Source organism: Synechococcus sp. MIT S9504 (assembly GCF_047497135.1).
GTDB lineage: Bacteria > Cyanobacteriota > Cyanobacteriia > PCC-6307 > Cyanobiaceae > Synechococcus_C.
In genome coordinates, this window is record NZ_CP138942.1 from 2,754,004 (window position 1) to 2,777,207 (window position 23,204).

24 protein-coding genes and 1 pseudogene are annotated in these 23,204 nt (G+C 57.2%); 11 read left to right on the plus strand and 14 right to left on the minus strand.

The window, feature by feature from the left end; genetic code table 11:
• Positions 1-71: 71 nt before the first annotated feature.
• Entirely contained in the window at positions 72-563 is a 492-nt protein-coding gene (locus SIB58_RS14925; RefSeq protein WP_066908958.1) for a redox protein, read from the plus strand.
• Here SIB58_RS14925 and SIB58_RS14930 read toward each other — a convergent pair.
• The 9 genes and pseudogenes from SIB58_RS14930 to SIB58_RS14970 all read right to left on the minus strand — a co-directional run bounded on the left by SIB58_RS14930 (position 551) and on the right by SIB58_RS14970 (position 8,685).
• The gene (locus SIB58_RS14930) at positions 551-1,444 is read right to left on the minus strand and encodes a transglutaminase family protein (protein ID WP_066908798.1); all 894 of its coding nucleotides are present in this window, start codon (positions 1,442-1,444) and stop codon (positions 551-553) included. The genes SIB58_RS14925 and SIB58_RS14930 overlap by 13 nt on opposite strands.
• A pseudogene (locus tag SIB58_RS14935) lies at positions 1,417-2,411 on the minus strand (alpha-E domain-containing protein). The gene SIB58_RS14930 and the pseudogene SIB58_RS14935 overlap by 28 nt, the downstream one beginning before the upstream one ends.
• Positions 2,405-3,880 (minus strand): circularly permuted type 2 ATP-grasp protein, encoded by a 1,476-nt coding sequence (locus SIB58_RS14940; RefSeq protein WP_067326973.1) that lies wholly within the window; start codon positions 3,878-3,880, stop codon positions 2,405-2,407. Before SIB58_RS14940 ends, SIB58_RS14935 begins: the two are co-directional and overlap by 7 nt.
• 392 nt (positions 3,881-4,272) lie before the next feature.
• A complete protein-coding gene (locus SIB58_RS14945) occupies positions 4,273-4,440 on the minus strand; it encodes a DUF4278 domain-containing protein (protein WP_074159330.1) in 168 nt (55 codons plus the stop codon).
• A 168-nt stretch (positions 4,441-4,608) separates the two neighbouring features.
• Positions 4,609-5,364, minus strand: a complete 756-nt coding sequence (locus SIB58_RS14950; RefSeq protein WP_066908804.1) for a type 1 glutamine amidotransferase — start codon at positions 5,362-5,364, stop codon at positions 4,609-4,611.
• A complete protein-coding gene (gene ureC, locus SIB58_RS14955; protein ID WP_066908807.1) occupies positions 5,361-7,070 on the minus strand; it encodes an urease subunit alpha in 1,710 nt (569 codons plus the stop codon). Before ureC ends, SIB58_RS14950 begins: the two co-directional genes overlap by 4 nt.
• A 3-nt stretch (positions 7,071-7,073) precedes the next feature.
• Positions 7,074-7,394, minus strand: a complete 321-nt coding sequence (locus tag SIB58_RS14960; protein ID WP_066908810.1) for an urease subunit beta — start codon at positions 7,392-7,394, stop codon at positions 7,074-7,076.
• A 10-nt stretch (positions 7,395-7,404) separates the two neighbouring features.
• On the minus strand, positions 7,405-7,707 hold the full coding sequence (locus SIB58_RS14965; protein WP_066908813.1) for an urease subunit gamma: 303 nt from the start codon (positions 7,705-7,707) through the stop codon (positions 7,405-7,407).
• An 18-nt stretch (positions 7,708-7,725) separates the two neighbouring features.
• Positions 7,726-8,685, minus strand: coding sequence for an urease accessory protein UreD (locus tag SIB58_RS14970; RefSeq protein WP_066908816.1), 960 nt, complete (start codon positions 8,683-8,685; stop codon positions 7,726-7,728).
• A 99-nt stretch (positions 8,686-8,784) separates the two neighbouring features.
• Here SIB58_RS14970 and ureE point away from each other — a divergent pair, with 99 nt between their 5' ends.
• The 8 genes from ureE (at position 8,785) to urtE (ending at position 15,946) form a co-directional block, all read left to right on the plus strand.
• Positions 8,785-9,273 (plus strand): urease accessory protein UreE, encoded by a 489-nt coding sequence (ureE, locus tag SIB58_RS14975; RefSeq protein WP_067327003.1) that lies wholly within the window; start codon positions 8,785-8,787, stop codon positions 9,271-9,273.
• Positions 9,270-9,941, plus strand: coding sequence for an urease accessory protein UreF (locus tag SIB58_RS14980; RefSeq protein WP_067326970.1), 672 nt, complete (start codon positions 9,270-9,272; stop codon positions 9,939-9,941). The genes ureE and SIB58_RS14980 overlap by 4 nt, the downstream gene beginning before the upstream one ends.
• Positions 9,941-10,558, plus strand: a complete 618-nt coding sequence (ureG, locus tag SIB58_RS14985; protein ID WP_067326967.1) for an urease accessory protein UreG — start codon at positions 9,941-9,943, stop codon at positions 10,556-10,558. The genes SIB58_RS14980 and ureG overlap by 1 nt, the downstream gene beginning before the upstream one ends.
• 219 nt (positions 10,559-10,777) lie before the next feature.
• On the plus strand, positions 10,778-12,082 hold the full coding sequence (gene urtA, locus SIB58_RS14990) for an urea ABC transporter substrate-binding protein (RefSeq protein ID WP_066908827.1): 1,305 nt from the start codon (positions 10,778-10,780) through the stop codon (positions 12,080-12,082).
• 101 nt (positions 12,083-12,183) lie between these two features.
• Positions 12,184-13,338: an ABC transporter permease subunit gene (locus SIB58_RS14995; protein WP_067326964.1), complete on the plus strand. Its 1,155-nt coding sequence runs from the start codon at positions 12,184-12,186 to the stop codon at positions 13,336-13,338.
• Positions 13,339-13,341: 3 nt separating this feature from the next.
• Entirely contained in the window at positions 13,342-14,469 is a 1,128-nt protein-coding gene (urtC, locus tag SIB58_RS15000) for an urea ABC transporter permease subunit UrtC (RefSeq protein ID WP_067326961.1), read from the plus strand.
• Positions 14,466-15,239, plus strand: a complete 774-nt coding sequence (urtD, locus tag SIB58_RS15005; protein ID WP_067326958.1) for an urea ABC transporter ATP-binding protein UrtD — start codon at positions 14,466-14,468, stop codon at positions 15,237-15,239. The genes urtC and urtD overlap by 4 nt, the downstream gene beginning before the upstream one ends.
• Positions 15,236-15,946, plus strand: a complete 711-nt coding sequence (gene urtE / locus SIB58_RS15010; protein WP_067326955.1) for an urea ABC transporter ATP-binding subunit UrtE — start codon at positions 15,236-15,238, stop codon at positions 15,944-15,946. The genes urtD and urtE overlap by 4 nt, the downstream gene beginning before the upstream one ends.
• Positions 15,947-15,974: 28 nt before the next feature.
• On the opposite strand, the gene SIB58_RS15015 is transcribed toward urtE, so the two are convergent.
• On the minus strand, positions 15,975-16,220 hold the full coding sequence (locus SIB58_RS15015; protein WP_067327000.1) for a DUF1830 domain-containing protein: 246 nt from the start codon (positions 16,218-16,220) through the stop codon (positions 15,975-15,977).
• A gap of 215 nt (positions 16,221-16,435) precedes the next feature.
• Positions 16,436-17,731, minus strand: coding sequence for a glycosyl transferase (locus SIB58_RS15020; RefSeq protein ID WP_067326998.1), 1,296 nt, complete (start codon positions 17,729-17,731; stop codon positions 16,436-16,438).
• A gap of 69 nt (positions 17,732-17,800) precedes the next feature.
• On the opposite strand from SIB58_RS15020, the gene SIB58_RS15025 reads away from it, so the two are divergent.
• Positions 17,801-19,531, plus strand: a complete 1,731-nt coding sequence (locus tag SIB58_RS15025) for an alpha-amylase family glycosyl hydrolase (RefSeq protein WP_067326953.1) — start codon at positions 17,801-17,803, stop codon at positions 19,529-19,531.
• The gene (locus SIB58_RS15030) at positions 19,528-20,349 is read left to right on the plus strand and encodes an HAD-IIB family hydrolase (protein WP_067326951.1); all 822 of its coding nucleotides are present in this window, start codon (positions 19,528-19,530) and stop codon (positions 20,347-20,349) included. The genes SIB58_RS15025 and SIB58_RS15030 overlap by 4 nt, the downstream gene beginning before the upstream one ends.
• A 14-nt stretch (positions 20,350-20,363) precedes the next feature.
• On the opposite strand, the gene SIB58_RS15035 is transcribed toward SIB58_RS15030, so the two are convergent.
• The 3 genes from SIB58_RS15035 to queC are packed head-to-tail and all read right to left on the minus strand — an operon-like array spanning position 20,364 to position 23,181.
• On the minus strand, positions 20,364-21,200 hold the full coding sequence (locus tag SIB58_RS15035; protein WP_067326948.1) for an aminotransferase class IV: 837 nt from the start codon (positions 21,198-21,200) through the stop codon (positions 20,364-20,366).
• Positions 21,197-22,504: an anthranilate synthase component I family protein gene (locus SIB58_RS15040; RefSeq protein ID WP_066908972.1), complete on the minus strand. Its 1,308-nt coding sequence runs from the start codon at positions 22,502-22,504 to the stop codon at positions 21,197-21,199. Before SIB58_RS15040 ends, SIB58_RS15035 begins: the two co-directional genes overlap by 4 nt.
• Complete coding sequence (queC, locus tag SIB58_RS15045) at positions 22,501-23,181, minus strand: 7-cyano-7-deazaguanine synthase QueC (RefSeq protein WP_066908967.1); 681 nt, start codon at positions 23,179-23,181, stop codon at positions 22,501-22,503. Before queC ends, SIB58_RS15040 begins: the two co-directional genes overlap by 4 nt.
• Positions 23,182-23,204: the final 23 nt, after the last annotated feature.

Genomic DNA, 23,204 nt, shown 5'->3' on the forward strand with positions numbered 1-23,204 from the left:
ATGCCACCGTTTCAGCAGAGATAGCTCGCTAGAAGAGTGCAGAGTTCGGGCCAGGATCCGGCCCATTGGTGATGTTCGAACTGTTGTCCTTCGAGCGGTTTCGCGATACGCCATCCGTGCGTTTTTTTGACGTGACGGTCGAGACGTCCAATGCACGCGATCTGGTCATTCACTCAGGGCCTGCCGTGAGTCCCCCGGATGACCCGGAGACGGGAGCCTGGCAGTTTTATATGCATCCCAATCAGGAAGACAATCTTTTGGCTGCCAGTGGCGGACGAACCTTTTATCTGGTCAATCCTGCCTGGGATCAGCCTTTTCATATCGTCCGGCTTGATAGCGGTGGTGACATCCTGCGCATCCCGCCGAGGACGTTTCACCGATCCATCTCCGATCAGGAGGGCTCTGTGGTGTTGAACCAGGCTGTTCGAAAGCCAGGAGTGTCTCTGGTGCAGGAATTCCGCGTGTACAACAGTGCACGGATTCCTTCGCTGATGGACGCAACGACGACTTCGGCTCCGAAACCGCAGCTGCATGGGGTCATACCCTTGCCTCAAGCTGCCTGAACCAAGGACTGCGAAGTCTTTTCGCTGGTCTCTTCCTCGACGTTGATCGTCCAGCTGAGTTCGCTGTCGGTGTTAGGTGGACCACTGAATGTTCCACTCACTGCTGCCGTGAGCTCGGGTTTCGCCGATGTGGCCAAGACCACATAGCGCTCGTTGACCTCGTGACCGGCGCTTGGGTCGAATCCTCGCCACCCTGCTCCAGGAAGGTAGACCTCAGCCCAGGCATGCAGGTCGTACTTCTCCGGTGCCGGTTGCTGAATCTGATAACCGCTTACGAAGCGAGCCGGCAGTCCCGCAACGCGACAGCAGGCCACCATCAACATCGCCAGATCACGGCAAGAACCGATTCGTTCCCGAAGTGTGCGGCCTGCCGTCCATGCCGGACCAACGTGCCGTTGTGTGTACATCACCCGCTCCTGAATCAGCTCCAGCAAATGGTTGAGAAAGGCCAGCATTTGCTGGTTGCTACCCATCAGTGCCTCCTGGGTCAGGTCAATGGCAGAGGGTTCGTGCTGGCCATTGGGCAGCCAGCCCTCCAGCGCTCCCAGCAGGTCAACATTCAGCTGGCCACGGGGATAGGGCAGCGGTGGCTCGAGGTCGTTAAAGCAGAGTTCCAGAGATGGAGCAGGGCGTGTCTGCACTCGGCTTCGGGCTTCGAAACACAACTGATTGGTGCTGCCGACAAAGTTGAGTCGCTGGACCTCATCGCCACTGGCAGTGAGCACCTCACGTTGCAGATGGGGCTCAGGCAAAACGATGAGTTCATGGTGCAGCAATGTCTGGAAACCCTGCCCCCGGGGCTTGAGGCAAAGCCTGTGATCGCCGAGATTGACTGGCGCCTCGTAGCGATAGCTCAAGCGGTGAATGATGAAAGCGCGCATGCCGATTCAGTTGATGTGCGAGGAAAGTCAGTGCTCATGAAATAGCGCTTTTCGATGAGGCCATGGAGCCGATTGAGGTCCTGCTGCAGTTGATCGATCGCTTCGTGCAGACCGTTTTCGATGAGGTTGTCGATTCGGACGTAGCTCCAGCGGGCAAGCAGTTGACCACGCAAACAATCCAGGTCATCCGGTTGTTTCAAGACCGGTTGGGTTTGGATCTGTTGCAACGTGTCGCTGATCCCTTGCAGGCAGAACCGGACCGATCGCGGAAAGATCGGATCGAGCAGTAGGAACTGGGCGACGGATGTTGGTGTGATTCCCTTCTGCATACTTTGTCTGTACATCTGATAAGCCCCGGCGGTGCGTAGCAGGGTGATCCATTGCAGCTCGTCGAGCACTCCTCCGATCTCTTCGGGAATCGGCAACAGCAGGAAGTACTTCACATCGAGGATCCGAGAGGTTTTATCCGCTCGTTCCATGAGTCGTCCCAGCTGGCTGAATAACCAGCTCAGATCGCGACTGAGCGTGGCATCAGTGATGCCATAAACGATCTGGCAGCCTCGTCGGATGATCCTTAATTGTTCCTGAGGTGGTTCCTCCCAGATCGTTTCGCCTTTCTGCAGGCTCCAGTGAAGATCATTAATCTGCTCCCACATCTCCGTGGTGATGACGTCGCGGATCTGCCGTGCGTTCTCGCGAGCCATCGCGATGCAGCTCACAATGCTGTTGCGGTTGTCCTGATCCAGGAGCAGGAAGTGGATGACATCTTTGGATGATCCAGATGGATAAGCTTGTCGAAACTGCGGCGGTCGCCGCTGGCATCCACCAAAGGCAGCCACGGTTCGGCACTGCCCGGAGGGCAGTCGAGAGCCATCGCTTCGCTGACCTCGAGAAAGCACGAGATGTTTTCTGCTCGTTCCAGATAGCGATTGATCCAGTAGAGGGAGTCGGCGACCCGGCTCAGCACAGGACGGCCTCCCTTTTCTGCTCCGTTGTGACCCGCTGTTCATCAAGAATCCAGGTGTCTCTGCAGCCGCCACCCTGGGAGGAATTCACCACTAGAGAACCTCGCTTTAGGGCAACACGGGTGAGTCCACCTGGGCTGACCCAATTGCTTTTTCCACGCAGCACGTAAGGGCGAAGATCCACATGACATGGGTAAAGCTCCCCCTCGCTGAGCGATGGCACGGTGGAGAGCTGAAGCGTTGGCTGGGCGATGAAGTTGCGTGGATTCTCCCTGATCTTCGAATCGAAGTCGGCCAATTCTGAGCGGCTTGCCTGCGGTCCGATCAGCATCCCGTAGCCCCCTGCTTCGGCAACGGATTTCACCACTAGATGTTCAAGGTTGTCGAGGACGAACTGGCGATCCTCTGACCGTGCGCACAGAAAGGTGTGAACGTTCTCAATGACTGGCTCCTCACCGAGGTAGTAGCGAATCATTGCCGGCACATGGGCATAGATGAGCTTGTCATCGGCAACTCCTGTTCCCGGTGCATTGGCGATGGAGACCCTGCCCTGACGCAGCACATCCATGAGGCCGGAGACTCCCAGCATGGAGTCTTTGCGAAAAACGGTTGGATCGAGGAAGTCGTCGTCGATGCGGCGGTAGATCACATCCACTCGCGTGCGACCGTTCGTGCTGTGCATCCAAACACTATTGTCCTCGCAGATCAGATCCCGTCCTTCGACTAATGGGATGCCCATTTGCTGGGCCAGGTAGCTGTGCTCGAAGTAAGCACTGTTCAAAACCCCTGGAGTCAGGATCACAACCTGTGGTGAATCGCTCCAGGGAGCCAGGTCCTGGAGGGTTCGAAACAGGTGGGATGGGTAATCGTCAATGGGTTTGACGGTGCGCCCCTCGAACAGGCTGGGGAAAAGGCGTTTCATGACCCGTCTGTTTTCGAGGAAGTAGGCAACGCCTGACGGACAGCGCAGGTTGTCTTCCAGTACACGCCAGTGGCCGTCGCCATCGCGAATCAGGTCCAGGCCTGAGATGTGGCACCAACGATTGAACGGCAGTTCAATGCCCTGCATCTGGGGGAGCCAGCCTGATGAACTCTCCACGTCCTCGCGGTCGATGACGCCGTCACGAATGATCAGCTGAGAGCCATAGACGTCGGCGAGGAAGCAGTCGATGGCCTCCAATCGTTGCAGCAGTCCCTGCTCCAGGGCCTTCCATTCGCTAAGGGCAATCAGTCGAGGCAGGGGATCGAATGGAAGAATCCGTTCGCTACCCTCCTGGCCAGAGTCATTGAGGCGAAAGGTGGCTCCAAGCCGGCGCAGCAAGTTGCTTGCAGAAGCATGGTTGCGTTTCAGTTCCGGCAGGCCAATCTGTCCCAGTGAACTGAGCAGGGGGGCCAGATTCTTACGGGGACAGGCTGTACCACTGCAGAAATATTCGTCGTAGCCGACCGATGGTCTGTAGTCGGTGAACATCCCTTCAAGGTGGGTTTACTTCATCCAAGAGCTCGCTCCAGCCACGTCTTGTGACTGTTGCTACGAATCCTTGTTGAGGGTGATCTGATCTCCAAAGATCACAAAATTTGTGTAGTGCTCGGTACGCAATTCACTGATGTGAGCTCGATCAGCAGATCACCACGCGTTGCTGAAATGTTCTCAGCTGTTGCAGTGAAAAGAGAGCTGATGACCAGGCAGTCGAAACCGGATAGTTTTTCTGTTTGCAGCCGGAGGACTCCCTGGCGCTTGAAAGGGATCGCTTGCAGCTTTGCCCGATGTTCGATTGAACCATATCAACTCTGATCCAAGTAGAAACTGAGTTTTAGCCACTCAGATCTTTCGATTTGGCCGCACTCAAAAGAGTGGATTGCTCAGTGGCTGTAAGCCACGCCCCGGTATTTCAGCTCGACCACAATCGGGCGAGCCTCTGCCTGACGTGCCCGATAAGTCTGCCGGCGATAGGTGAGTTGAACAGTTGGCTTTTTTACAAAATCCTTGTGCTGATTGTAGGTGTGACCGCGATAGAGAAGTGCGCTCATGATCGGTTCTCCGAAGCAAGCTCAGGTCCCCGTTCCATGGCCTGAGTCGTACTGCGCTTCATTCAAGGATGAAGTGAACGATGTGTAGCTGTGACTACCAAATGATTGTGATTGATTGGCTTGTTGCTCTGGTGTTCGTGTTGATACCAGTTTCGAAAGGTTTTGGATTCAGTGGCTGCTGATGTTTTGTAGCTCGTTGAACATATTGCTGAACAACTGGCTTCCACTCTGTTGCAGATATCCGCCGAGTCGCTCCCAGTCACTGCGGAGTCGATTGGCTCCGTTCCTCCCCATCGCGCTAACGATGTAAGCGGCGTCGGATTGTATCCATCGCTCCAGGTTTGGCCCTGAGATTTCGAGATGACACTGGAGGCCAAAGGCATGCCGGCCGATCCTGAACACCTGTTCGGGGCAGTGCAACGACGAACCAAGCAAGGTGGCGTCATGGGGTAGTCGGATGCGATCGCCATGCCAGTGCAGGACCAGTGCACTTGGATCAAGGCCATCAAGCAGGGGTTCTTCTTTGGAATTCCGCAGCCAGTGAATGGCGCCAATACCCAGCTCTTTCATTGCTTGTGGTGGGTCGCCCACCTCGAGTGCTCCCACCGATCCTCCAGCCGCCACAGCGAGCAGCTGGGCACCCAGACAGATTCCCAGCACGGGTTTTTTCTGCTGATGCCAGATCGATAACCATTCCAGCTCGCGTTGAAGCCACTTCATGTGCGACTCATTGCGGTCGTTCACCCCCATCGGGCCGCCAAGCACCACAGCAATCGTGTCCGGGAGGCTGGCTGGATCGAGCAGGACTTCGCCGAGATCTGGACGGATCGTCTGGATGCTCATTCCCCGTTGAATCGCGAGTTCACGAATCAGATCAGGACCCTCATGATCAACGTGCTGAACCACCAGCAGGGAGTGATTCACAACAAGAGGTAGCGCTGGGCGAGGGGCAGAGTCTCGGCGGGCTCGCAGGTGAGCAGATTGCCATCGGCGAACACCTCATAGGTCTGCGGGTCCACATTCACCTTGGGCAGGGCCGCATTCAGCTTGAGCGCACTCTTGCCCACGCTCCGGGTCTCCTTCACCGCCATGCAGATGCGTTCCAGACCTAGTTGGCGTTGGATGTCGGCATCCATCGCGGCTTCGCTCACGAAGGTGAGACAACTGGGAGCCAGGGCTCTGCCGAAGGCGCCGAACATCGGGCGGCCGTGCACGGGCCCTGGAGTCGGAATTGAGGCATTGGCGTCTCCCATCTGGGCCCACACAATCGAGCCGCCCTTGATCACCAGCTCAGGTCGGATGCCAAAGAAGCCTGGTTTCCAAAGCACCAGATCAGCGAGCTTGCCGGTTTCGATGGATCCCACTTCGTTGCGGATGCCATGGGCGATTGCGGGATTGATCGTCACCTTGGCGATGTAGCGCTTGAGGCGATGGTTGTCGTTGCGATCGGAGTCTTCCGGCAGTGCGCCGCGCTGCAGCTTCATCTTGTGAGCTGTCTGGAAGGTTCGTATGATCACCTCGCCGACACGGCCCATGGCCTGGGAGTCGCTGGCGATGATCGAGAAGGCGCCCAAGTCGTGAAGGATGTCTTCAGCGGCGATCGTTTCGCGACGGATGCGTGACTCGGCGAAGGCCACGTCTTCGGGAATCTTCGGATCCAGATGGTGGCAGACCATCAACATGTCGAGGTGCTCCTCGAGCGTGTTGGTGGTGTAGGGCCTGGTGGGGTTGGTGCTGCTCGGCAACACATTGGCTTCGCCGCAGATCTTGATGATGTCCGGTGCATGGCCGCCACCGGCGCCCTCGGTATGGAAGGTGTGAATCGTTCGCCCCTTGATGGCGGCAATCGTGTCTTCAACGAAACCGGCTTCGTTGAGCGTGTCGGTGTGGATGCAGACCTGCACGTCCATCCGATCAGCGACGGAAAGGCAGGCATCGATCGTGGCTGGTGTGGTGCCCCAGTCTTCATGCAGTTTGAGACCGCAGGCACCGGCGCGCACCTGCTCTTCGAGGGCTTCCGGAGTACTGGCATTGCCCTTGCCGAAGAATCCCAAGTTCACGGGAAGCCCCTCGGCGGCCTGGAGCATCCTGCCGATGTGGAAGGCTCCGGGGGTGCAGGTGGTCGCGTTGGTGCCTGTGGCCGGACCCGTTCCTCCGCCCATGAGGGTAGTGACGCCGCTGGCCAGCGCCGTTTCGACCTGCTGGGGGCAGATGAAGTGGATATGGGTGTCGATACCACCTGCCGTGAGGATGTGGCCCTCGCCCGCAATCGCTTCGGTGCCTGGGCCCACAACGATGGTGACACCTTGTTGTGTGTCGGGATTGCCGGCTTTGCCGATGCCCACGATGCGGCCATCTCTGAGACCCACATCGGCTTTGATGATTCCCCACCAGTCGAGGATCAGAGCATTGGTGATGACCGTGTCAACGGCTCCTGCAGCTCGTGATGTCTGCGACTGGCCCATGCCATCGCGGATCACCTTGCCGCCGCCAAACTTCACCTCATCGCCATAGACGGTGCAGTCTTGTTCCACCTCCAGGATCAGATCTGTGTCAGCAAGACGCACGCGGTCACCGGTTGTGGGGCCGTAGGTCTCGGCGTAAGCCTCTCGGGAAATGCGGTAGGGCATGGTTCAGGCGTCGAGTGGTCCGTTGATGCGGCCGTTGAAACCGATCACCCGACGGGCACCGGCGAACGGAATCAGGTTGACGTCGCGACTGTCTCCCGGTTCAAAGCGGATCGCGGTTCCTGCAGGGATGTCGAGCCGTTGGCCGCGGGCCGCGGCTCGATCGAACTGGAGGGCTGCATTGGCTTCGGCAAAGTGGAAATGAGAGCCCACCTGCACAGGTCGATCACCGCTGTTGGCAACGCTGATGGTGGTGGTGGGTCGGCCCGCATTGAGTTCGATCTCGCCGGGTTCGCAGAGAAGTTCGCCAGGAATCAAGGGGGTCATTGGTCAGTGTTCAGCGGATCGGGTCGTGGAGCGTCACGAGCTTGGTGCCATCGGGGAAGACAGCCTCGATCTGCACCTCTTGCACCAGTTCGGAGACCCCTTCCATCACCTGATCGCGGCGCAACCAGGTGGTCCCTTCTTGCATCAGATCGGCAACACTTTTACCGTCACGGGCACCCTCGAGGATCAGAAAACTGAGCCAGGCCACGGCTTCAGGATGATTGAGATGAAGGCCGCGCTTGAGGCGTCGTTCGGCCAGCAGTGCTGCGGTCACGATCAGGAGTTTGTCTTTTTCCTGGGGACTGAGTTGCATGGGAAGCCTGGGTCAACTTCAGTGTGTCGCCGTTGGTCCGAGCGCATGGTTCGCTGTGAACAGTGATCGTTGCAAAGGCTGTGCTTGTAAGGGCTGTTCCTGCAGTGGCCAAACCCGTGGAGTCTTTGGCTCGTTCAGGTTTCTCAACAAACGGGTCCGTCTCCAGATGCGGCTGAACCAGAAACGGGCATCTCTGCTGGATGGACCTGCATAGCGGGCGATGAATCCCTGCTGGAGACCTCCGCATCGCATCGTGCCTTCAAGCCCCTCGCGATCGTCACGCGCAGCAGCAACCAAGTCCTTGAGGATGTGGGCACACAGCGGGATGGGAGCGGCCCAGATCAGAGTTCCGAACACTGGTTGGTGATGCAGGCCGTGCAAATCCTGGAGGCTTGAGTCCCCCAGTTCAAGCCTGTCCACCAGTTCCCAGGACTGCGGCTCCGATTCGTTTGCGCTCACCCTTTGGATGCTCAACGACGACCGCCAGCGGCCTTGCTGCAGTGTTTCGCCAGCGGCTGTTCGGCCCAGGCGAACAATCTCGGCTCCCAGGAATGAGGCATCCTCCGGTAGTCGCACGCTGAGTTGCTGCTCATAGAGGGCGTTGGCGTAGACCACGAGTTCCTGGGGAAGCCATTCCAAATCGCTGTTGCTGGAGAGTTGGCAATTCACTTCTTGTCGAGCCCAGGATCCCTGAGGATTCAGGCGGCTGCGACCGATGGAGCCATACACCTTTTGAGCTGCGACGCTGGTGATCAGGCTGCGGCTGTTGGCCTCGAGATCAAGGCTGATGTTGAGCTGGTCCCCGCCCACCAGTCCGCCAGCAGTGTGCAGAAGTGGGATTTCACGGCGACCGTCAGTGCCGTCTTCTGCGCGCAGCAGTTTGAAGGGAGCACTGCAGCCGCCCTGGTGAATGGTGCTCTCATCTTGCTGAATAAACTTCAGCCGGCAGTGTCCCTGCCAGGGATCGAGGCGTTGCATCACACCAAGCTCGATGGCTCTCAGCGATCACTCTGTAGCAATGCACACGAAAAGAAAGCTTGGGTCATAGGCAGGCTCAGGGCCGGACAAGGAAGGGTGGTGGTTGAACCTGTGATCGTGCTGGAGCACCGCCAATTAGCCGGCGGATCGACCAAGGCCGAGGCGGTCGGTCGTTTGCAACTGCCGCTCACCGCAGACGAACGCACGGTTTTGCGTGGCCGCCGTCGCACCCGCTGCGGCAGGGAGTTGTTGCTGCAGCTGCCTCGTGATGGTGCTCTCCAGCCGGGAGATCTGCTTTTGGATGGATTGCGCAGTTTGCAGGTGGAAGTGATCGCAGCGCCAGAACGGCTGTTGCGGGTTCGCGCGGCTTCGCCGCTTGAGCTCCTGCAGGCTGCATATCACCTTGGAAACCGTCATGTTCCGCTTGAGTTGCATGAACAGGAGCTTCTGCTGCTTGAGGATTCGGTGTTGGCCGTGATGTTGACGAGTCGTGGACTTCAGGTGGGTACCTGTGAACGGCCGTTTGTTCCCGATGGTGGTGCCTATGGCGGAGTTCATTCGCATCCTCATGGACTCGCTCCTGCATGACATCGCTCGCCTTGCTGCAGATGGTCAGTCCGGCGCTGCCCGTGGGTGCATTCAGTTATTCCGAGGGATTGGAGGTGTTGATTCAATCCGGTGCTCTCAGGGATGAACATGGGATTGAGCTGTGGCTTGCTGCAGAGCTTCAGCGGGGTGGCTTGCGCCTCGAAGCCGCAGCGCTCCCGGAGTTGGCAGCTGATCTGAGGCATTGGCAGGCCAGTGCTGATGCCAGTGCGCGAACCCGGGTGATTGATCTGGATGGCTGGCTGTTGGCGACGCGCGAAGCTGCAGAGCTGCGTGCCCAACAGCGTCAGATGGGTGGTTCGTTGCTTGTGCTGCTCGCAGACCTGGGTCACCCTCTTCCAGAAGCGCTTCCTCTGGCATGGCCTGCTGCATGGGCATGGGCCTCCGTTGCTCTGCAGGTCGCTGAGCGGGAAATGGTTGAGGGCTATCTCTACGGCTGGGTTGCCAATCAACTCAGTGCTGCTGTGCGTTTAGTGCCATTGGGGCCAACAAGAGCCCAGATTCTGCAGCAACGCCTGCTCCCCCAGATAGTGGATGTGGCTGAACAGTTGTCTGCTGTTCACCCCCATGAGCTTTGGAACAGTGGTGTTGGCGTCTCGATGGCGCAGCTGGCCCATGCTGAGTTGTATTCCCGCTTGTTTCGAAGTTGATGGCTAGCAAGCTTCGTTTAGGTGTTGCCGGACCGGTGGGCTCGGGGAAGACCGCATTGGTGGAGGCTCTTTGCAGAGAGCTGCGCGATCAGTTGCAGCTGGCTGTTGTCACCAATGACATCTACACCCAGGAGGATGCTCAGTTTCTGACCCAGGCAGGGGCCTTGGAGCCAGAGCGGATCCGTGGAGTCGAAACTGGAGGATGTCCGCATACGGCGATTCGGGAGGATTGCTCGATCAATCGGTCTGCGGTGTCTGAGCTGGAAGCCCAGTTTCCCGACTTGGATGTGGTGTTGGTGGAAAGCGGTGGCGATAATTTGGCCTCCAGCTTCAGTCCTGAGCTGGTGGACTTGTGCATCTACGTGATCGATGTGGCTGCTGGTGACAAGATCCCGCGCAAGGGCGGCCCAGGCATCACCCGCTCAGACTTGCTTGTGATCAACAAGATCGATCTGGCACCTTTCGTTGGAGCCGACTTGGGGGTGATGGAGCGTGATGCCCAACGAATGCGTGCAGGCCGTCCCTGGTGCTTCACCAATCTCCAAAGCGGAGAAGGCCTGGATTCTGTTGTTGGATTTCTGATGCAACAGCTACCAAATTCAAGACGTATTCAATAATTGTTATTGCTTTTGCTGTCGTTGATACCGAATTATTTTTGGTGTAAGTGGATGCAAGCTCATCCCTTGCTTGATGCACATTTGTCGCAATAGTTACTTTGCTTAGGCACTGTTCAGGACCCTTAACGTCATTATGTTTTCGTTAATACAAAACTGATTTTGAATCAGTCTTACTCAGTCACTTCCGCCATTCGGCGAGCATCCTGAATTGAGGATTTCATGAGTAATTCTTTGTCCAAGCGGTTGTTTTCTGGCTTGGCTGCTGCCTCTCTAGGTCTCGGTGTCACGGCATGTGCAGGTGGCGGTCAGGCCACCAACGCCACCTGTGATGACGATGGCAATTGCACTGTCACTGTTGGCATCCTTCATTCTCTGACAGGCACCATGGCCATCTCGGAGAAGACCCTCGTTGATACCGAGAAGATGGCCATCGCAGAAATCAACGCTGCCGGGGGCGTTGAGGTTGATGGCAAGAAATACATCATTGAAACCATCGTTGAAGATGGTGCATCCACATGGCCGACCTTCGCTGAGAAATCGAAGAAGCTGATCGACCAAGACAAGGTGCCAGTTGTTTTTGGTGGCTGGACTTCAGCCAGCCGGAAGGAAATGCTGCCGGTCTATGAGTCGAAGAATGCCTTCCTGTATTACCCGATTCAGTACGAAGGCCAGGAGTGTTCGAGCAACATCTTCTACACAGGCGCAACCCCGAATCAACAATCGGAACCGGCCACCAAATTCATGTATGAGAAGTCACCTGCTGCCGGTAAGGACTTCTTCCTGGTTGGATCGGACTATGTGTTCCCCCGCACGTCCAATACGATCACCAAGGCTCAGGTTGAGCAGCTCGGTGGCAAGGTTGTCGGCGAGGACTATCTGCCTCTAGGGAATACAGAGGTGGCTCCAATTATCGCCAAGATCAAAAAAGCCCTCCCGGATGGTGGCGTCATCATCAACACCCTTAACGGCGACCAGAACGTCGCTTTCTTCAAGCAGATCCAAGACGCTGGGATCACACCGGCCAATGGTTATTACGTGATGAGTTATTCCATCGCTGAAGAAGAAATCAGCACGATTGGACCTGAATTTCTTGAGGGTCACTACGGCGCATGGAACTACATGATGTCGATCGATACACCTGCTTCCAAGAAGTTTGCTGCAGACTTCAAGGCCAAGTACGGCGCCGATCGCATGGTTGCTGACCCGCAAGAGTCGGCATACAACATGGTGTATCTCTGGAAAGCTGCTGTCGAAAAAGCCAATAGCTTTGACGACGACAAAGTGCGTAAAGCGTTGATTGGTATTGAGTTTGATGCACCTCAGGGTCCTGTGAAAGTGATGCCAAACCATCACCTCTCTCAGACGGTTCGGATTGGTCAGATCACCAAAGACGGTCAGTTCGCGATCCTTGAAGAGACCAATGGTCCTGTGTCACCGCAGGCTTGGAACCAGATTCACCCTGATTCCAGTGGTTATGCCTGTGACCATACCGATTCCTCTAAAGGCGGTAAGTACAAGCTCTGATTCAGTTTCATTCATTGACTGATCACTGATTGGTCTTTGGAGGAGTTCCTCATGGGACTCCTCCTTTTGTTGTTCCACCGACTGTTTCAGTCCCGACTTCCGTGCAAATGCTTTTTGAAAGCCTGTTCAATGGTGTCGCCATCGGTTCGGTCCTGCTGATGGCTGCACTTGGATTGGCGATTGTGTTTGGCCTGATGGGCGTGATCAACCTCGCCCATGGTGAGTTGATCATGCTCGGGGCCTACACGACCTATGTGGTGCAGCTCATCTTCAAGCTGCCTGCAATGCAGCCCTTCTACAACGTCTATGTGTTGGTTGCGATACCCCTGGCCTTTGTCGTCAGCGGTGTCGTCGGCATCCTTTTAGAGCGAACCGTCATTCGTCGTCTTTACGGCAGCCCTCTGGAAACACTGCTGGCTACCTGGGGAGTCAGTTTGATTTTGCAGCAGTTTGTGCGCAGTGTGCCGATGGCTTATGCCGCAGGATTGGTCCTCGCTCTGGTGAGCGGATTTGGTTTGCCGTTGGTGCTTCCCGCTCAGTGGTTGATCGCGAAGCGTGCGCGTTTGATTCGTTTTGGCTCCTGGGCTCTGTCGGCCTGTTTTGGGGTTTGTCTTGCAGGGGTTCTGGCTTCGCAGATCAATCGCATAGCCCGAGCGGATGCACGCAATGTGGATGTCACGGCTCCGCAGTGGATGCGTGGCGGACTTGAGTGGATGGACCTGACCTTTCCTGTCCCTCGCTTGGTGATCATCGTGATGACCGTTCTCGCGGTGGTTGGTGTCAGCTTGTTTTTGAATCGTAGTGTCTGGGGAATGCGCATCCGTGCCGTCACCCAGAACCGCTCGATGAGTGATTGCCTCGGAATCCCCACCGACACTGTTGACGTGCTCACCTTCGGCATCGGATCCGGTCTCGCTGGAGTGGCTGGAGTGGCCGTGTCTCTGCTGGGGTCGGTTGGCCCCAACGTCGGGACGTCTTACATCGTTGGTTGTTTCATGGTTGTTGTGCTGGGTGGGGTCGGAAACCTGCTTGGCACTGTTCTTGCTTCCTTTTCAATCGGTTTGCTGACGGATCTGATCGGTGCTGGTCGCTTGCTCACGCTCTGGCCCGAGATGCCGGCACCGCTGGAGCAGTTGGTGAGCTTTTTCGCCACAACGAGCATGGCTCAGGTGATGATTTTCGCTCTGATCGTTGTGTTCCTCCAGTTCCGTCCTGCCGGTCTTTTCCCGCAGAAGGGACGCATGGTGGAGGTCTGATCGATGTTTTCTTCCTTTTCTCATCGTCGCTGGACGATCGTCTGCTTGTGGGTGCTGATCATCGCCGTGATCGTGGCGGCGCCCGCTGTCTTGCCTGTGTTCAGGCTCAACTTGCTGGGACGATTTCTGTCTCTGTCGATCGTGGCTCTCGGGATCGATCTGATCTGGGGTTTCACCGGTCTGCTCAGCCTTGGTCAGGGCATCTTTTTTGCCCTCGGTGGCTATGCCGCCGCGATGTACCTCCAGCTCAGCAACGCAGGTGATCTGCCCAACGGTATCCCTGAGTTTTTTGGTCTTTATGGCGTCAAGGAGCTGCCATTTTTCTGGCACCCCTTCGCCTCGCCTTGGTTCGCGCTGATGGCGATCTGGTTGATTCCCGGGATTCTTGCCGCTGTGCTAGGTGGCCTTGTGTTCCGTAATCGGATCAAAGGTGTCTACTTTTCGATCCTTACTCAGGCAGCATTGCTTGTTTTTTACAACTTTTTCAACGGCCAGCAGAAGCTGATCAACGGCACGAACGGTTTGCAAACCCCGGCCACGAAATTGTTTGGCCAGTACGTTGGCTCCGATTTGATGCAGCGTTGGTTCTTCTGGGTCACCGCTGTGGTGGTGATTCTGATCTGGGCTTTGTTGCGGTGGGTGGTGCGTGGTCGTTTTGGTGATGTGTTGATCGCGATCCGTGATGACGAACCGCGATTGCGCTTTGCCGGCTACAACCCAACGTTGTTCAAGACGTTTGTGTTTGGACTCGCCGGTGCTTTGGCTGGCATTGGCGGTGCGCTTTACACCGTTCAGTCGGGAAGTGCGTCGCCGCAGTTCATGGAAGTGCCCATGTCGATTGACATGGTCATTTGGGTTGCGGTTGGAGGTCGCGGAACTCTGGTGGGCGCGATTCTCGGTGCTGTGGTGATTAATTTCGCCAAGAGTCTCGTCAGTGAGGCGATGCCTGAAAGTTGGCTCTTCATTCAGGGCGGTTTGTTCATCCTCGTGGTGACCGCGCTCCCGGAAGGGGTGATTGGTTGGTTCCGAGGGGAGGGTCCAGGCAATCTTTTGAATCGTGTAGGACTCTCTCGACCTAGTGCGACTTATCCAAGGCTTGAGCTCGATGGTCAGGAGGAGGTGCAGCCATGACCATGCTCTCAACAGGAGGCGAAGCTCTGTTGGAGCTGAAGCAGATCACTGTCAGCTTTGATGGTTTTCTGGCTCTGAGAGACCTCAACCTCAGCCTTGCTCCTGGCGAACTTCGGGCGGTGATCGGCCCCAATGGCGCCGGCAAGACCACATTCCTTGATGTGATTACGGGCAAGACGGCACCAACGGAAGGCGATGTTGTCTTCAAAGGCTGTTCATTGCTGGGACGTGCAGAGCACCGCATTGCTCGCATGGGCATCGGTCGCAAGTTCCAGAGTCCAAGGGTGTTTGAACACTTGAGCGTTCAGGACAACCTTGTGCTGGCTGTGAATCAGCCGAAGCAGCCCTGGTCGCTGCTGGTTGGCGGCCTGAATGCCAGCAAGAGGGATCAGGTGCATCACTTGATGAGTATCGTCAACCTGCAAAACCGAGCCGACTGGGTTGCCGGTTCGTTGTCGCATGGTCAAAAGCAGTGGCTAGAGATTGCCATGCTTGTTGGCCAGGATCCCGATCTCTTACTGGTGGATGAACCGGTTGCTGGTCTGACTGATGAGGAGACTGATCTCACCGCAGATCTACTCAAGTCATTAGCTGGGGATCACACCGTGCTGGTGATCGAGCACGACATGGAATTCATCCGTCGTTTGGAGAGCCCAGTGACGGTGTTGCACCAGGGGCATGTGCTTTGTGAAGGAACGATGGATCAGGTGCAGGCCGATCCACGTGTGATTGAGGTCTATCTCGGAACCACAGAGGAGGACAACGGATGACAACGCTTTTGGAAATGCGCGGTCTGAACACCTACTACGGGGAGAGTCACATTCTTCGCGATGTCGATCTAACCGTAAAGGCTGGTGAGATGGTTTGTCTGATTGGTCGCAACGGGGTCGGCAAAACGACCTTGCTCAAATCTCTGATCGGGTTACTGCGACCACGTCGTGGTGAGATCGTTTTCAACGGCATCCCCCTCGATCGTCAGGCTCCGCATCAGCGGGCGCATGCTGGTTTGGGTTATGTGCCTCAGGGACGCGAAATCATTCCGCAGCTCACAGTTGAGGAGAACCTCATGCTCGGTATGGAGGCGCTGCCGGGAGGTTTGGACCGCCAACGAGGGATTGATCCCTTCGTTTACGACTTGTTCCCGATTCTGAGGGATTTCCTTACTCGCAAGGGTGGGGACCTCAGTGGTGGTCAGCAACAGCAATTGGCGATTGCACGCGCGCTGCTTGGAAAACCCAAATTGCTCCTACTGGATGAACCCACCGAAGGGATCCAGCCCAATATCGTTCTTGACATCGAATCGGCAGTGCGACAGATCATTTCCCAGGCTGGAATCAGTGTCTTGCTGGTGGAACAGCATTTGCACTTTGTTCGTCAGGCAGATCGTTATTACGCCATGCAACGTGGCGACATTGTTGCCAGTGGCCCAACGCAAGAGCTGAGTCAATCAGTCGTTGATCAGTTTCTCAGTGTTTGATCAAAGAGTTCAATGGTATTGGCCTCCATTAACTTGCCATAGCTGATTCGGGGATTTGATCATTGTCCATCGCGTAGTCGGCTGCATAGGCTCGCACATCCAGCATTTGGCCTTGTGGCGACATTAGCCAGAGCTCCAATCGAGCCTCTTGTGGGGCTTGAAACCAGAACATCTCTTTGGGCATGACAACCTTTTCCAGGTAAAAGTGCGATTCCCCAATGCACTTCATAATCACCATCTTGTTGGTGTTGTTGCGGTAAACGCATTCGATCATCTTGTTGGAAAACTCATTCATCCAATGTCGTCAAAATCTGACAGGTCAAATGTCTGATTCGTCACAAAAGCAGCCTCGGCAATATTTCAATTTTGCGCACTTGATACCAAATCCTTCGATTTGGTAGTTGTCGCAACATTGCTCACAGTTCGCTGTGTCACACCCATTATCTTCTGTTCACTCATAGGCAGAAAGGTCTTGCTTCACGGTCAGCCTCACGCTGCTGCGGTTGTTGCTGCTTTGGCCTGATCTTCGTGTCTTGCTGGTGAATGGTTCGGTCGTCTGAGCCTGATGGCGCTGGGTGTGTAGCTCGGTGACTGGCGCCCGACTCTGCCAGCTGTTGCCAGATCCATTGCAAAGGATGGATTACAGCTGTTCAGTCGCGACCAGCTGGGGAGCTGATGGGCGATCGGAGAAGCCAGCAGACCGCTCAGGCTTGGGCGCAGCAGGTCTGCAAACCGGTGTAAAGCAAGCTCCTCGCCATGACGGTCATAGGGAAGACGGTTAATGGCGGAGTCGAGCCCGAATTGACGCACTCTGTCTTCTCCGACACGCCGGTAAAGCACCTCCAGTGTGGGCAGTTGATCCATCGAGATCACGCAGCCTTCGTGTTCCATCAGGCTGCGCAGCACGGTGCAGAAGATTTCGCTGGCCATGCGTTGCAGGCCTTCGTCTGGTTTGTTTCCCAGGCTTTTGTGCTTGTGATCAAACAACCCCAGATCCACCTGCGTGATCCGGCTGGGTGCAACGTGTCGATAAACCTCGGAGAGCAGTCCCATCTCCAGTCCCCAGTCTGAAGGGATCCGCAGGTTCATCGCTAGATCGCGCGTGAAAGCGAATTCACCAGCCAGTGGATAACGGAAGGTCTGGAGGTAGCAGAGGTAGGGCAGTGCGCCGAAAATCTGTTCCAGGCTTGCCAGTAAGGGGCCGACGAACAGTCGTGTGGCGCGCCCCTGCAGCGCCTGTGTCTCTAAGGAGAGTCGGCTGTAGAAGGCCTTCACATAGGCCATTCCATGGGATGGGTTGAGCAGTGGTCGCAGCATTCGCTCCGGATAGCCGGAACCAAAGGTGCGGATGTCTGCGTCAAACAAGCCGATCACTTCCGCCTGCTGGCAGGCCACTCCCAGACCTTGCCAGACAGCCCAGCCTTTGCCGGGTGGGCCCGTCAGATCCAGCCCCAGGCTGGCCATGGAGGAGAGCACGTCCTGCACAGCAGGGCCGTTGGTCCAGTGCACCTGCACTTGGAAAGGCATGTTTGCAAAGAAGGCTTCGGCTGTATTGACGTCGTCGATGCTGTCGGCGGAGAGGGCAATCACCAGGCTGGATAATCCTGTGAGCGTCGACAGCGTGTCGCGAATCAGGCTCAGGGCCGGCCGCTTGAATTCCTCCATCAGGCAAGGAATCAGCAGGGCGGTAGGCCTTTGCCGCAGCTCCTTGTTGAAGTCGATGGCGTCGAGATTGCCAAGGCTGTAATCATGAACCGTGGTGATCAGGCTTTGCTGAAAATCCATGCGGTGTTCGATGCGACAACAGAGGAGAAGAACCTGTTCCATACCTGAACGACGTTCTGGTGGAACCTGATGCAGCCTCCGCGCGATCAAACGCTGCGAACCCTGCTAGGAGATCTCTACCCCAATAATTCTTCCGTCGATCTCCAAGAGTTGTCGTCGCAATTGCTGCAAATTCTCGGACCGGCTTCAGCACATGCCGACCCGGCAGTCGTGAATCACTGCTGGAACGGAGACGATGTGGTGTTGATCACCTATGCGGATTCTGTCGTCGATGATGCAAAACCTGGATTGCAGGGGCTTCGCAGCTTTGTGAACCGCCATCTGCAGGTTTTTGCACCTGTGATTCATGTGCTTCCGTTTCTTGAGTCCACCAGTGATGGGGGGTTTGCCGTTTCGAGTCATGAGCAGTTGGAGTCACGTCATGGCGACTGGACTGACCTTGCTGCGTTGGCAGAGGGGCGTTGCTTGATGGCGGATCTGGTGCTCAACCATGTTTCTGCATCCCATCCGTGGGTCCGTCAGTTTCTGCGAGATGAGGAGCCTGGTTGCTCCTGTGTGCTTGAGGCTGCCCCTGATCCCTGCTGGGACGACGTGGTCCGCCCTCGTAGTTCAGCGCTATTCACCCATCTGCAGAGCTCTGGGGGTCAGCGTCAGGTGTGGACCACATTCGGACCGGATCAGGTTGATCTGGATTGGCGTTGTCCTGAAGTTCTGCTGGGCTTCACGCGTTTGTTGAAGCAGAAGCTCGCCCATGGTGTGCGCTGGATTCGACTCGATGCTGTTGGCTTCGTCTGGAAGGAGCCGAATACTTCCTGCATTCACCTTCCTCAGGTTCACCGGCTCGTTGAGGTGCTGCGTCATCTGCTCACGCATGCCTGTGCGGGTCGAGGCGTAGTGGTGACGGAGACGAATGTTCCGGAGGAGGAGAACCTCTCTTACTTACGAAGTGGTCGGGAAGCTCATCTCGCCTACAACTTCCCGCTTCCTCCCCTGTTAATGGAGGCCGCGATGAGCGGTTCTGCTGATTTGCTCAATCGCTGGCTCTCGCGCTGGCCCCAACTGCCAAACTCCACTGCATTGCTCAACTTCACGGCCTGCCATGACGGTGTGGGGTTAAGGCCACTGGAGGGACTAATGCCCCAGCGGCGTTTGTTGAATCTGCTGATTGCCTGTGAGCAGCGAGGTGGCTTGGTGAGTCATCGTCGTCTCGCTGATGGGGAGGACGTTCCCTATGAGATCAACATCAGCTGGTGGAGCGCCATGGCCGATGGCGGTCTCGACCCAGCTCATCTTCAGCGCCAGCGTTTTCTGCTCACCGAAATGCTGAAGTTGGTGCTTCCTGGCATTCCCGCTTTTTATTTACCAGCTTTGCTGGCCAGTCCAAACGATCTGGCTCGCTTTCGTCAAAGTGGTCATCGCAGGGATCTCAACCGTCCTCAATTCAAAGCAGTGGCTCTGGAGCGGCGCCTTGATGATCCCGACAGTGATGCCACCGCTGTGTTGAGGGCTCTGCGCCATGCGCTTACGCAGCGGGCTGAGCTGCCTGCACTGCATCCGGACAGCGTTTTGGATGTGCTCAGTGTGGATCGTGTGGATCGTGTCGTCCTTCGCTGCTCCCATCAGGGCCACATTCTGGTGGCTGTCCACAATTTCACAGCCTCTCGCCTCACGTTTGATCCCACCGTTCTGGGCGGTCGAGATAATCGGGTCTGGGTCGATCGCCTCACTGATCAGCAGTTCGCGCCGCGGAGGAGACATTCACTGGAGCCGTATGCCGTGCTCTGGCTGGTGCAGCCATGACGGAGACTCCACACTCCAACTGGTGGGTTGTGACAGATCTCGACGGCACGCTCATGGATCATCATTACGACTGGTCCGCCGCGATGGACGTGATTCGTTGTCTGCAGCGTCATGGCATTCCTGTGATCCCCTGCACGAGCAAGACAGCAGAGGAGGTGCTCCGCTTTCGTGAGTTGGCGGATCTGCACGATCCGTTCATCGTCGAGAATGGTGGAGCCATCTATGGAGAATCCGCGACTGGTGAGCTTTGGCACCATGACTTAGGTCCATCCTGGAGACAGCTCAGACCGCAACTTGGTGATCTCGAGCGTGAGCTCGGCGAACCGCTCCAGGCCTTGGACGATCTCAGTGAAAGCGAGGCTGATCGGCTTTTAGGCCTCAGCGGTGAGGCCTTACGGCAAGCACAGTGCCGTCAGTGCAGTGTTCCCTTCGTTCCGCCGAAGACCCCTGAGTCTCGACATCGTCTTCAGGTGCTGGCTGAGATGCGCCATCTGGGCGTGGTGCAGGGCAATCGTCTCGGTCATCTGCTGGGTGCTGGCGTCAGCAAGGGCCAGGCACTGAAGACCCTCAAACAACGCCAGGGAGTTCCGGACGTGAAAGTGCTGGCTCTGGGCGATTCGCCCAACGACCAGCCGCTGCTGGATGCCGGCGACTGTGCTGTGGTGGTTCCAGGACCGACCGGACCGCATCCCGAGCTCAAGAACGGAGTGGCCGAGGGTCGTTATCAACTGGCGCCTGCACCCCATGGCGAGGGTTGGTCGGCGGCTGTGCTGCGCTATATCCCAGGGTTGCAGGACAACGACACGGTGCTTGCCTGAAAGCCAGTTCTGTTTCAGCCATCGAGCAGCTGTTGCCACAGCTGTTCTGGCTCGGGATATGGATCCAGGTCCATTCCGTTTACGGTTTTCAGTGATCTGCAGCCCAGGCTGTTGATCAATAGCGCCTGGTCATTGGCTCTCAGCTCTGGACCGATTGTCTTTTCTTTGATGAGTCTCTGTTCCAGTGCTCTGGCTCGCATCACACCTGGCAGGCAACCGCTGCTCAGCGGTGGGGTGATCCAGGCGCCTTGTCGTTTCACCAGCAGGTTGGAGCTGTCGCCGCAGCAGAGATCACCAGTTGTGTTGCGCAGCAGGGCCAGTTCTGCTCCCCGCGCCTGCACTTCCCGCCTGGCCTGTATCGCCTGACCGTAGGCGAGTGTTTTGCAACGGCTGAGAACACTGTTGGCGTTGCGTTGTTCCTGAACACTGATCCAGGCCTGAGCGGGTTCAAAATCCAGCTGATGGGGTTGAAGGGTGAGCCAGAAGCGGTGCTGAGTTGGATCTGGATCACCGGTTGCTAAGCCGATTCCTCGGCCAGCACTGCTGCCGCGGCTCCAGTTGAGACGCATCGCCCCTGCTGTAGCGGCGGTGTTCAGGCCTGCTCGAGAGATGGCTTCATCAGTTAGTTGCTCTAGCCAGGGGCGAGCAGGAGGAGCTGCCATTCCGAGCAGTGATGCGCCGCGCTGCCACCGCTGCAGATGTTCACTTAGCAGCTGGGCACTTCCGTTCTGGACCAGCACTGTCTCGAACAATCCATCCGCAAGCTGCAGACCTCGATCCGTGAGCGGCATTCGCAGGGCATCGGCACTGCCCCACTCGCCGTTATGCCAGCCGAGGATTGTTGCCGTCATGTCAGTGCCTCCAGCAAGGGCAGCAGCTTCCAGTCGAGTTCGTCAGCTTCCGCTTCGGGGTCGGAGTCAGCCACAATTCCGCAACCTGCATGCAGTCGTAGCTGCGCGTCTTTACGTAGCAGGGTGCGGATCAGGATGTTGCTGTCGAAGCGGCCGTTCCAGTCGAGGTGCAGCAGCGAGCCGCAATAGGGTCCACGACCCTGCGCTTCCAGTTCATGCAGCCGTTGGCAGGCTCTCAGCTTGGGTGCTCCTGTGATCGACCCCCCTGGCCAGCTGGCCTCCAGCAGGTCCACCCAAGACGCGTCCGGACGCAACTGACCTGTGACAACAGAGGTGAGATGGTGCACGCGCGCATAGCTCTCGAGCCGTACGAGGTCTGGCACCTGGATGGATCCAGGACGGCAGACACGACCAAGGTCGTTGCGCAGCAGGTCCACGATCATCACATTTTCGGCGCGATCTTTGGCGCTACACACCAGGTCCGCCGCAAGGTCGTCGTCGATGCGCGGATCATCATGGCGCGGCCGGGTTCCTTTGATCGGCCGTGTCTGGACTGCGCCGCTGGCCTCCACCTGTAGAAAGCGCTCGGGGGAGGTGGAGAGAACCGCTTCACCTGTGGCAGAACCGCTGCCAACCAGCAGACCGCTGAAGGGAGCAGGGCATTGATCGCGCAACCGTCCGTACAGCTCCAAATTGTTGACGTTGTTTCTGAGTGTGCTGCTTGCGCAGCTGGTGAGATTGGCCTGAAACAGATCGCCGCTGGCAATCAGCTCACGGATTGTGCTGACGCCTGCTTTGTATGTGGCGCGATCACTATGCCGATGCCAGCTGCATCCAAGCCTCTTCCCTTGCCTCGAAGTGGTCTTGGTTGGTCTCAGGCGTTCCATAGTCCTGGCCATGCCGGCGTGGCGTACGGGGTCGACGCCTTCCAGATGGATCTCTCTGGCTTTGAGATCAAATCGCAGCACAGGATCGTGGCGTGCGATCCAGAGGGTTGCCATTACGTCGCGACGCCAGGGGTTGCCGGGTTCCGTCCAGGCTGCAGCGTCGTAGCTGAGCCATCCAGTCCAGTGGCCGCCCTGGAGTTTCCGCAGAGTTGTGAAGGGATTGGACGCTCCTGGGTCACCCGGCAGCCCTCTGCAGCAGTACTGCTCCAGAGGATCAACCGCCAGGGTGATGTGCCGTCCAAGGTCGCTGCCATCTCCATCGAGCCAGATCAGGCCGCTTTCACCGTGAAGGTCAGCCAGGTTTTCAGCGACCAAGGCCGGCTCGAGCCAGGGCAGACGCCTGCGCAGCAGGGTCATTGGCTTGCGCTGCTGCATAGATCGGGGCGACCGGCATCGCGCAGAGCCGCATCACGGATGCGACAGCTGTCGCAGACGCTGCAGGGTCTGCTTCCTCCGCTGTAGCAGCTCCAGGTGGACGCAATCGGTACCCCCAGGCGCAGGGCTTCTTCCACGATGCGTTGCTTGCTCCATTTCACCAGTGGTGCCCAGAGTCGAGGACCATGTCCTTCCCGGCCCACTTTGCTGCTGAGATTTGCCAGGGTCTGGAAAGCCTCCAGATAGTCGGGCCGACAATCGGGGTATCCCGAGTAGTCCACGGCATTGACCCCAAGAACCACTCGCTCGGCGTTGCGAGCCTCGGCCAGGCTGAGGCCGATGCTGATGAAAACAGTGTTTCTGCCTGGGACGTAGGTGTTGGGGATGACTCCCTCCTGCACCCCATGTGTCGGTAAGGCCTGCTGCTGGTCAGTCAGCGACGATCCACCCCAACTGGCCAGGTTCACGCTGATGGTGTGGTGCTCGGCCAGGTTCAGAGCTTCGGCGATCGTGTTGGCTGCCTGCAGTTCCCGCCGATGGCGCTGGCCGTAATCGAAGGAGAGCCCGATCACCCGCCCACCTGCTTCCATCGCCAGTGCTGCCGCTGTGGCGGAATCCAGGCCGCCAGATAAGAGGGCAATCGCTGTGAAATCGGTCATGCTGTGCATTCTGTTGTCCATGG

Coding starts and splice junctions, on each gene's coding strand:
- urtE (WP_067326955.1), top strand. CDS start 15,236: ATGACAACGCTTTTGGAAATGCGCGGTCTGAACACCTACTACGGGGAG.
- SIB58_RS15020 (WP_067326998.1), bottom strand. CDS start 17,731: ATGGATTTTCAGCAAAGCCTGATCACCACGGTTCATGATTACAGCCTT.
- urtD (WP_067326958.1), top strand. CDS start 14,466: ATGACCATGCTCTCAACAGGAGGCGAAGCTCTGTTGGAGCTGAAGCAG.
- SIB58_RS15040 (WP_066908972.1), bottom strand. CDS start 22,504: ATGACCCTGCTGCGCAGGCGTCTGCCCTGGCTCGAGCCGGCCTTGGTC.
- urtC (WP_067326961.1), top strand. CDS start 13,342: ATGTTTTCTTCCTTTTCTCATCGTCGCTGGACGATCGTCTGCTTGTGG.
- SIB58_RS14980 (WP_067326970.1), top strand. CDS start 9,270: ATGACATCGCTCGCCTTGCTGCAGATGGTCAGTCCGGCGCTGCCCGTG.
- urtA (WP_066908827.1), top strand. CDS start 10,778: ATGAGTAATTCTTTGTCCAAGCGGTTGTTTTCTGGCTTGGCTGCTGCC.
- SIB58_RS15025 (WP_067326953.1), top strand. CDS start 17,801: ATGCAGCCTCCGCGCGATCAAACGCTGCGAACCCTGCTAGGAGATCTC.
- SIB58_RS15035 (WP_067326948.1), bottom strand. CDS start 21,200: ATGACGGCAACAATCCTCGGCTGGCATAACGGCGAGTGGGGCAGTGCC.
- ureC (WP_066908807.1), bottom strand. CDS start 7,070: ATGCCCTACCGCATTTCCCGAGAGGCTTACGCCGAGACCTACGGCCCC.
- SIB58_RS14940 (WP_067326973.1), bottom strand. CDS start 3,880: ATGTTCACCGACTACAGACCATCGGTCGGCTACGACGAATATTTCTGC.
- SIB58_RS14925 (WP_066908958.1), top strand. CDS start 72: ATGTTCGAACTGTTGTCCTTCGAGCGGTTTCGCGATACGCCATCCGTG.
- SIB58_RS15030 (WP_067326951.1), top strand. CDS start 19,528: ATGACGGAGACTCCACACTCCAACTGGTGGGTTGTGACAGATCTCGAC.
- SIB58_RS15015 (WP_067327000.1), bottom strand. CDS start 16,220: ATGATCGAATGCGTTTACCGCAACAACACCAACAAGATGGTGATTATG.
- queC (WP_066908967.1), bottom strand. CDS start 23,181: ATGACCGATTTCACAGCGATTGCCCTCTTATCTGGCGGCCTGGATTCC.
- SIB58_RS14965 (WP_066908813.1), bottom strand. CDS start 7,707: ATGCAACTCAGTCCCCAGGAAAAAGACAAACTCCTGATCGTGACCGCA.
- ureG (WP_067326967.1), top strand. CDS start 9,941: ATGGCTAGCAAGCTTCGTTTAGGTGTTGCCGGACCGGTGGGCTCGGGG.
- SIB58_RS14960 (WP_066908810.1), bottom strand. CDS start 7,394: ATGACCCCCTTGATTCCTGGCGAACTTCTCTGCGAACCCGGCGAGATC.
- SIB58_RS14970 (WP_066908816.1), bottom strand. CDS start 8,685: ATGCAACGCCTCGATCCCTGGCAGGGACACTGCCGGCTGAAGTTTATT.
- SIB58_RS14945 (WP_074159330.1), bottom strand. CDS start 4,440: ATGAGCGCACTTCTCTATCGCGGTCACACCTACAATCAGCACAAGGAT.
- SIB58_RS14930 (WP_066908798.1), bottom strand. CDS start 1,444: ATGCGCGCTTTCATCATTCACCGCTTGAGCTATCGCTACGAGGCGCCA.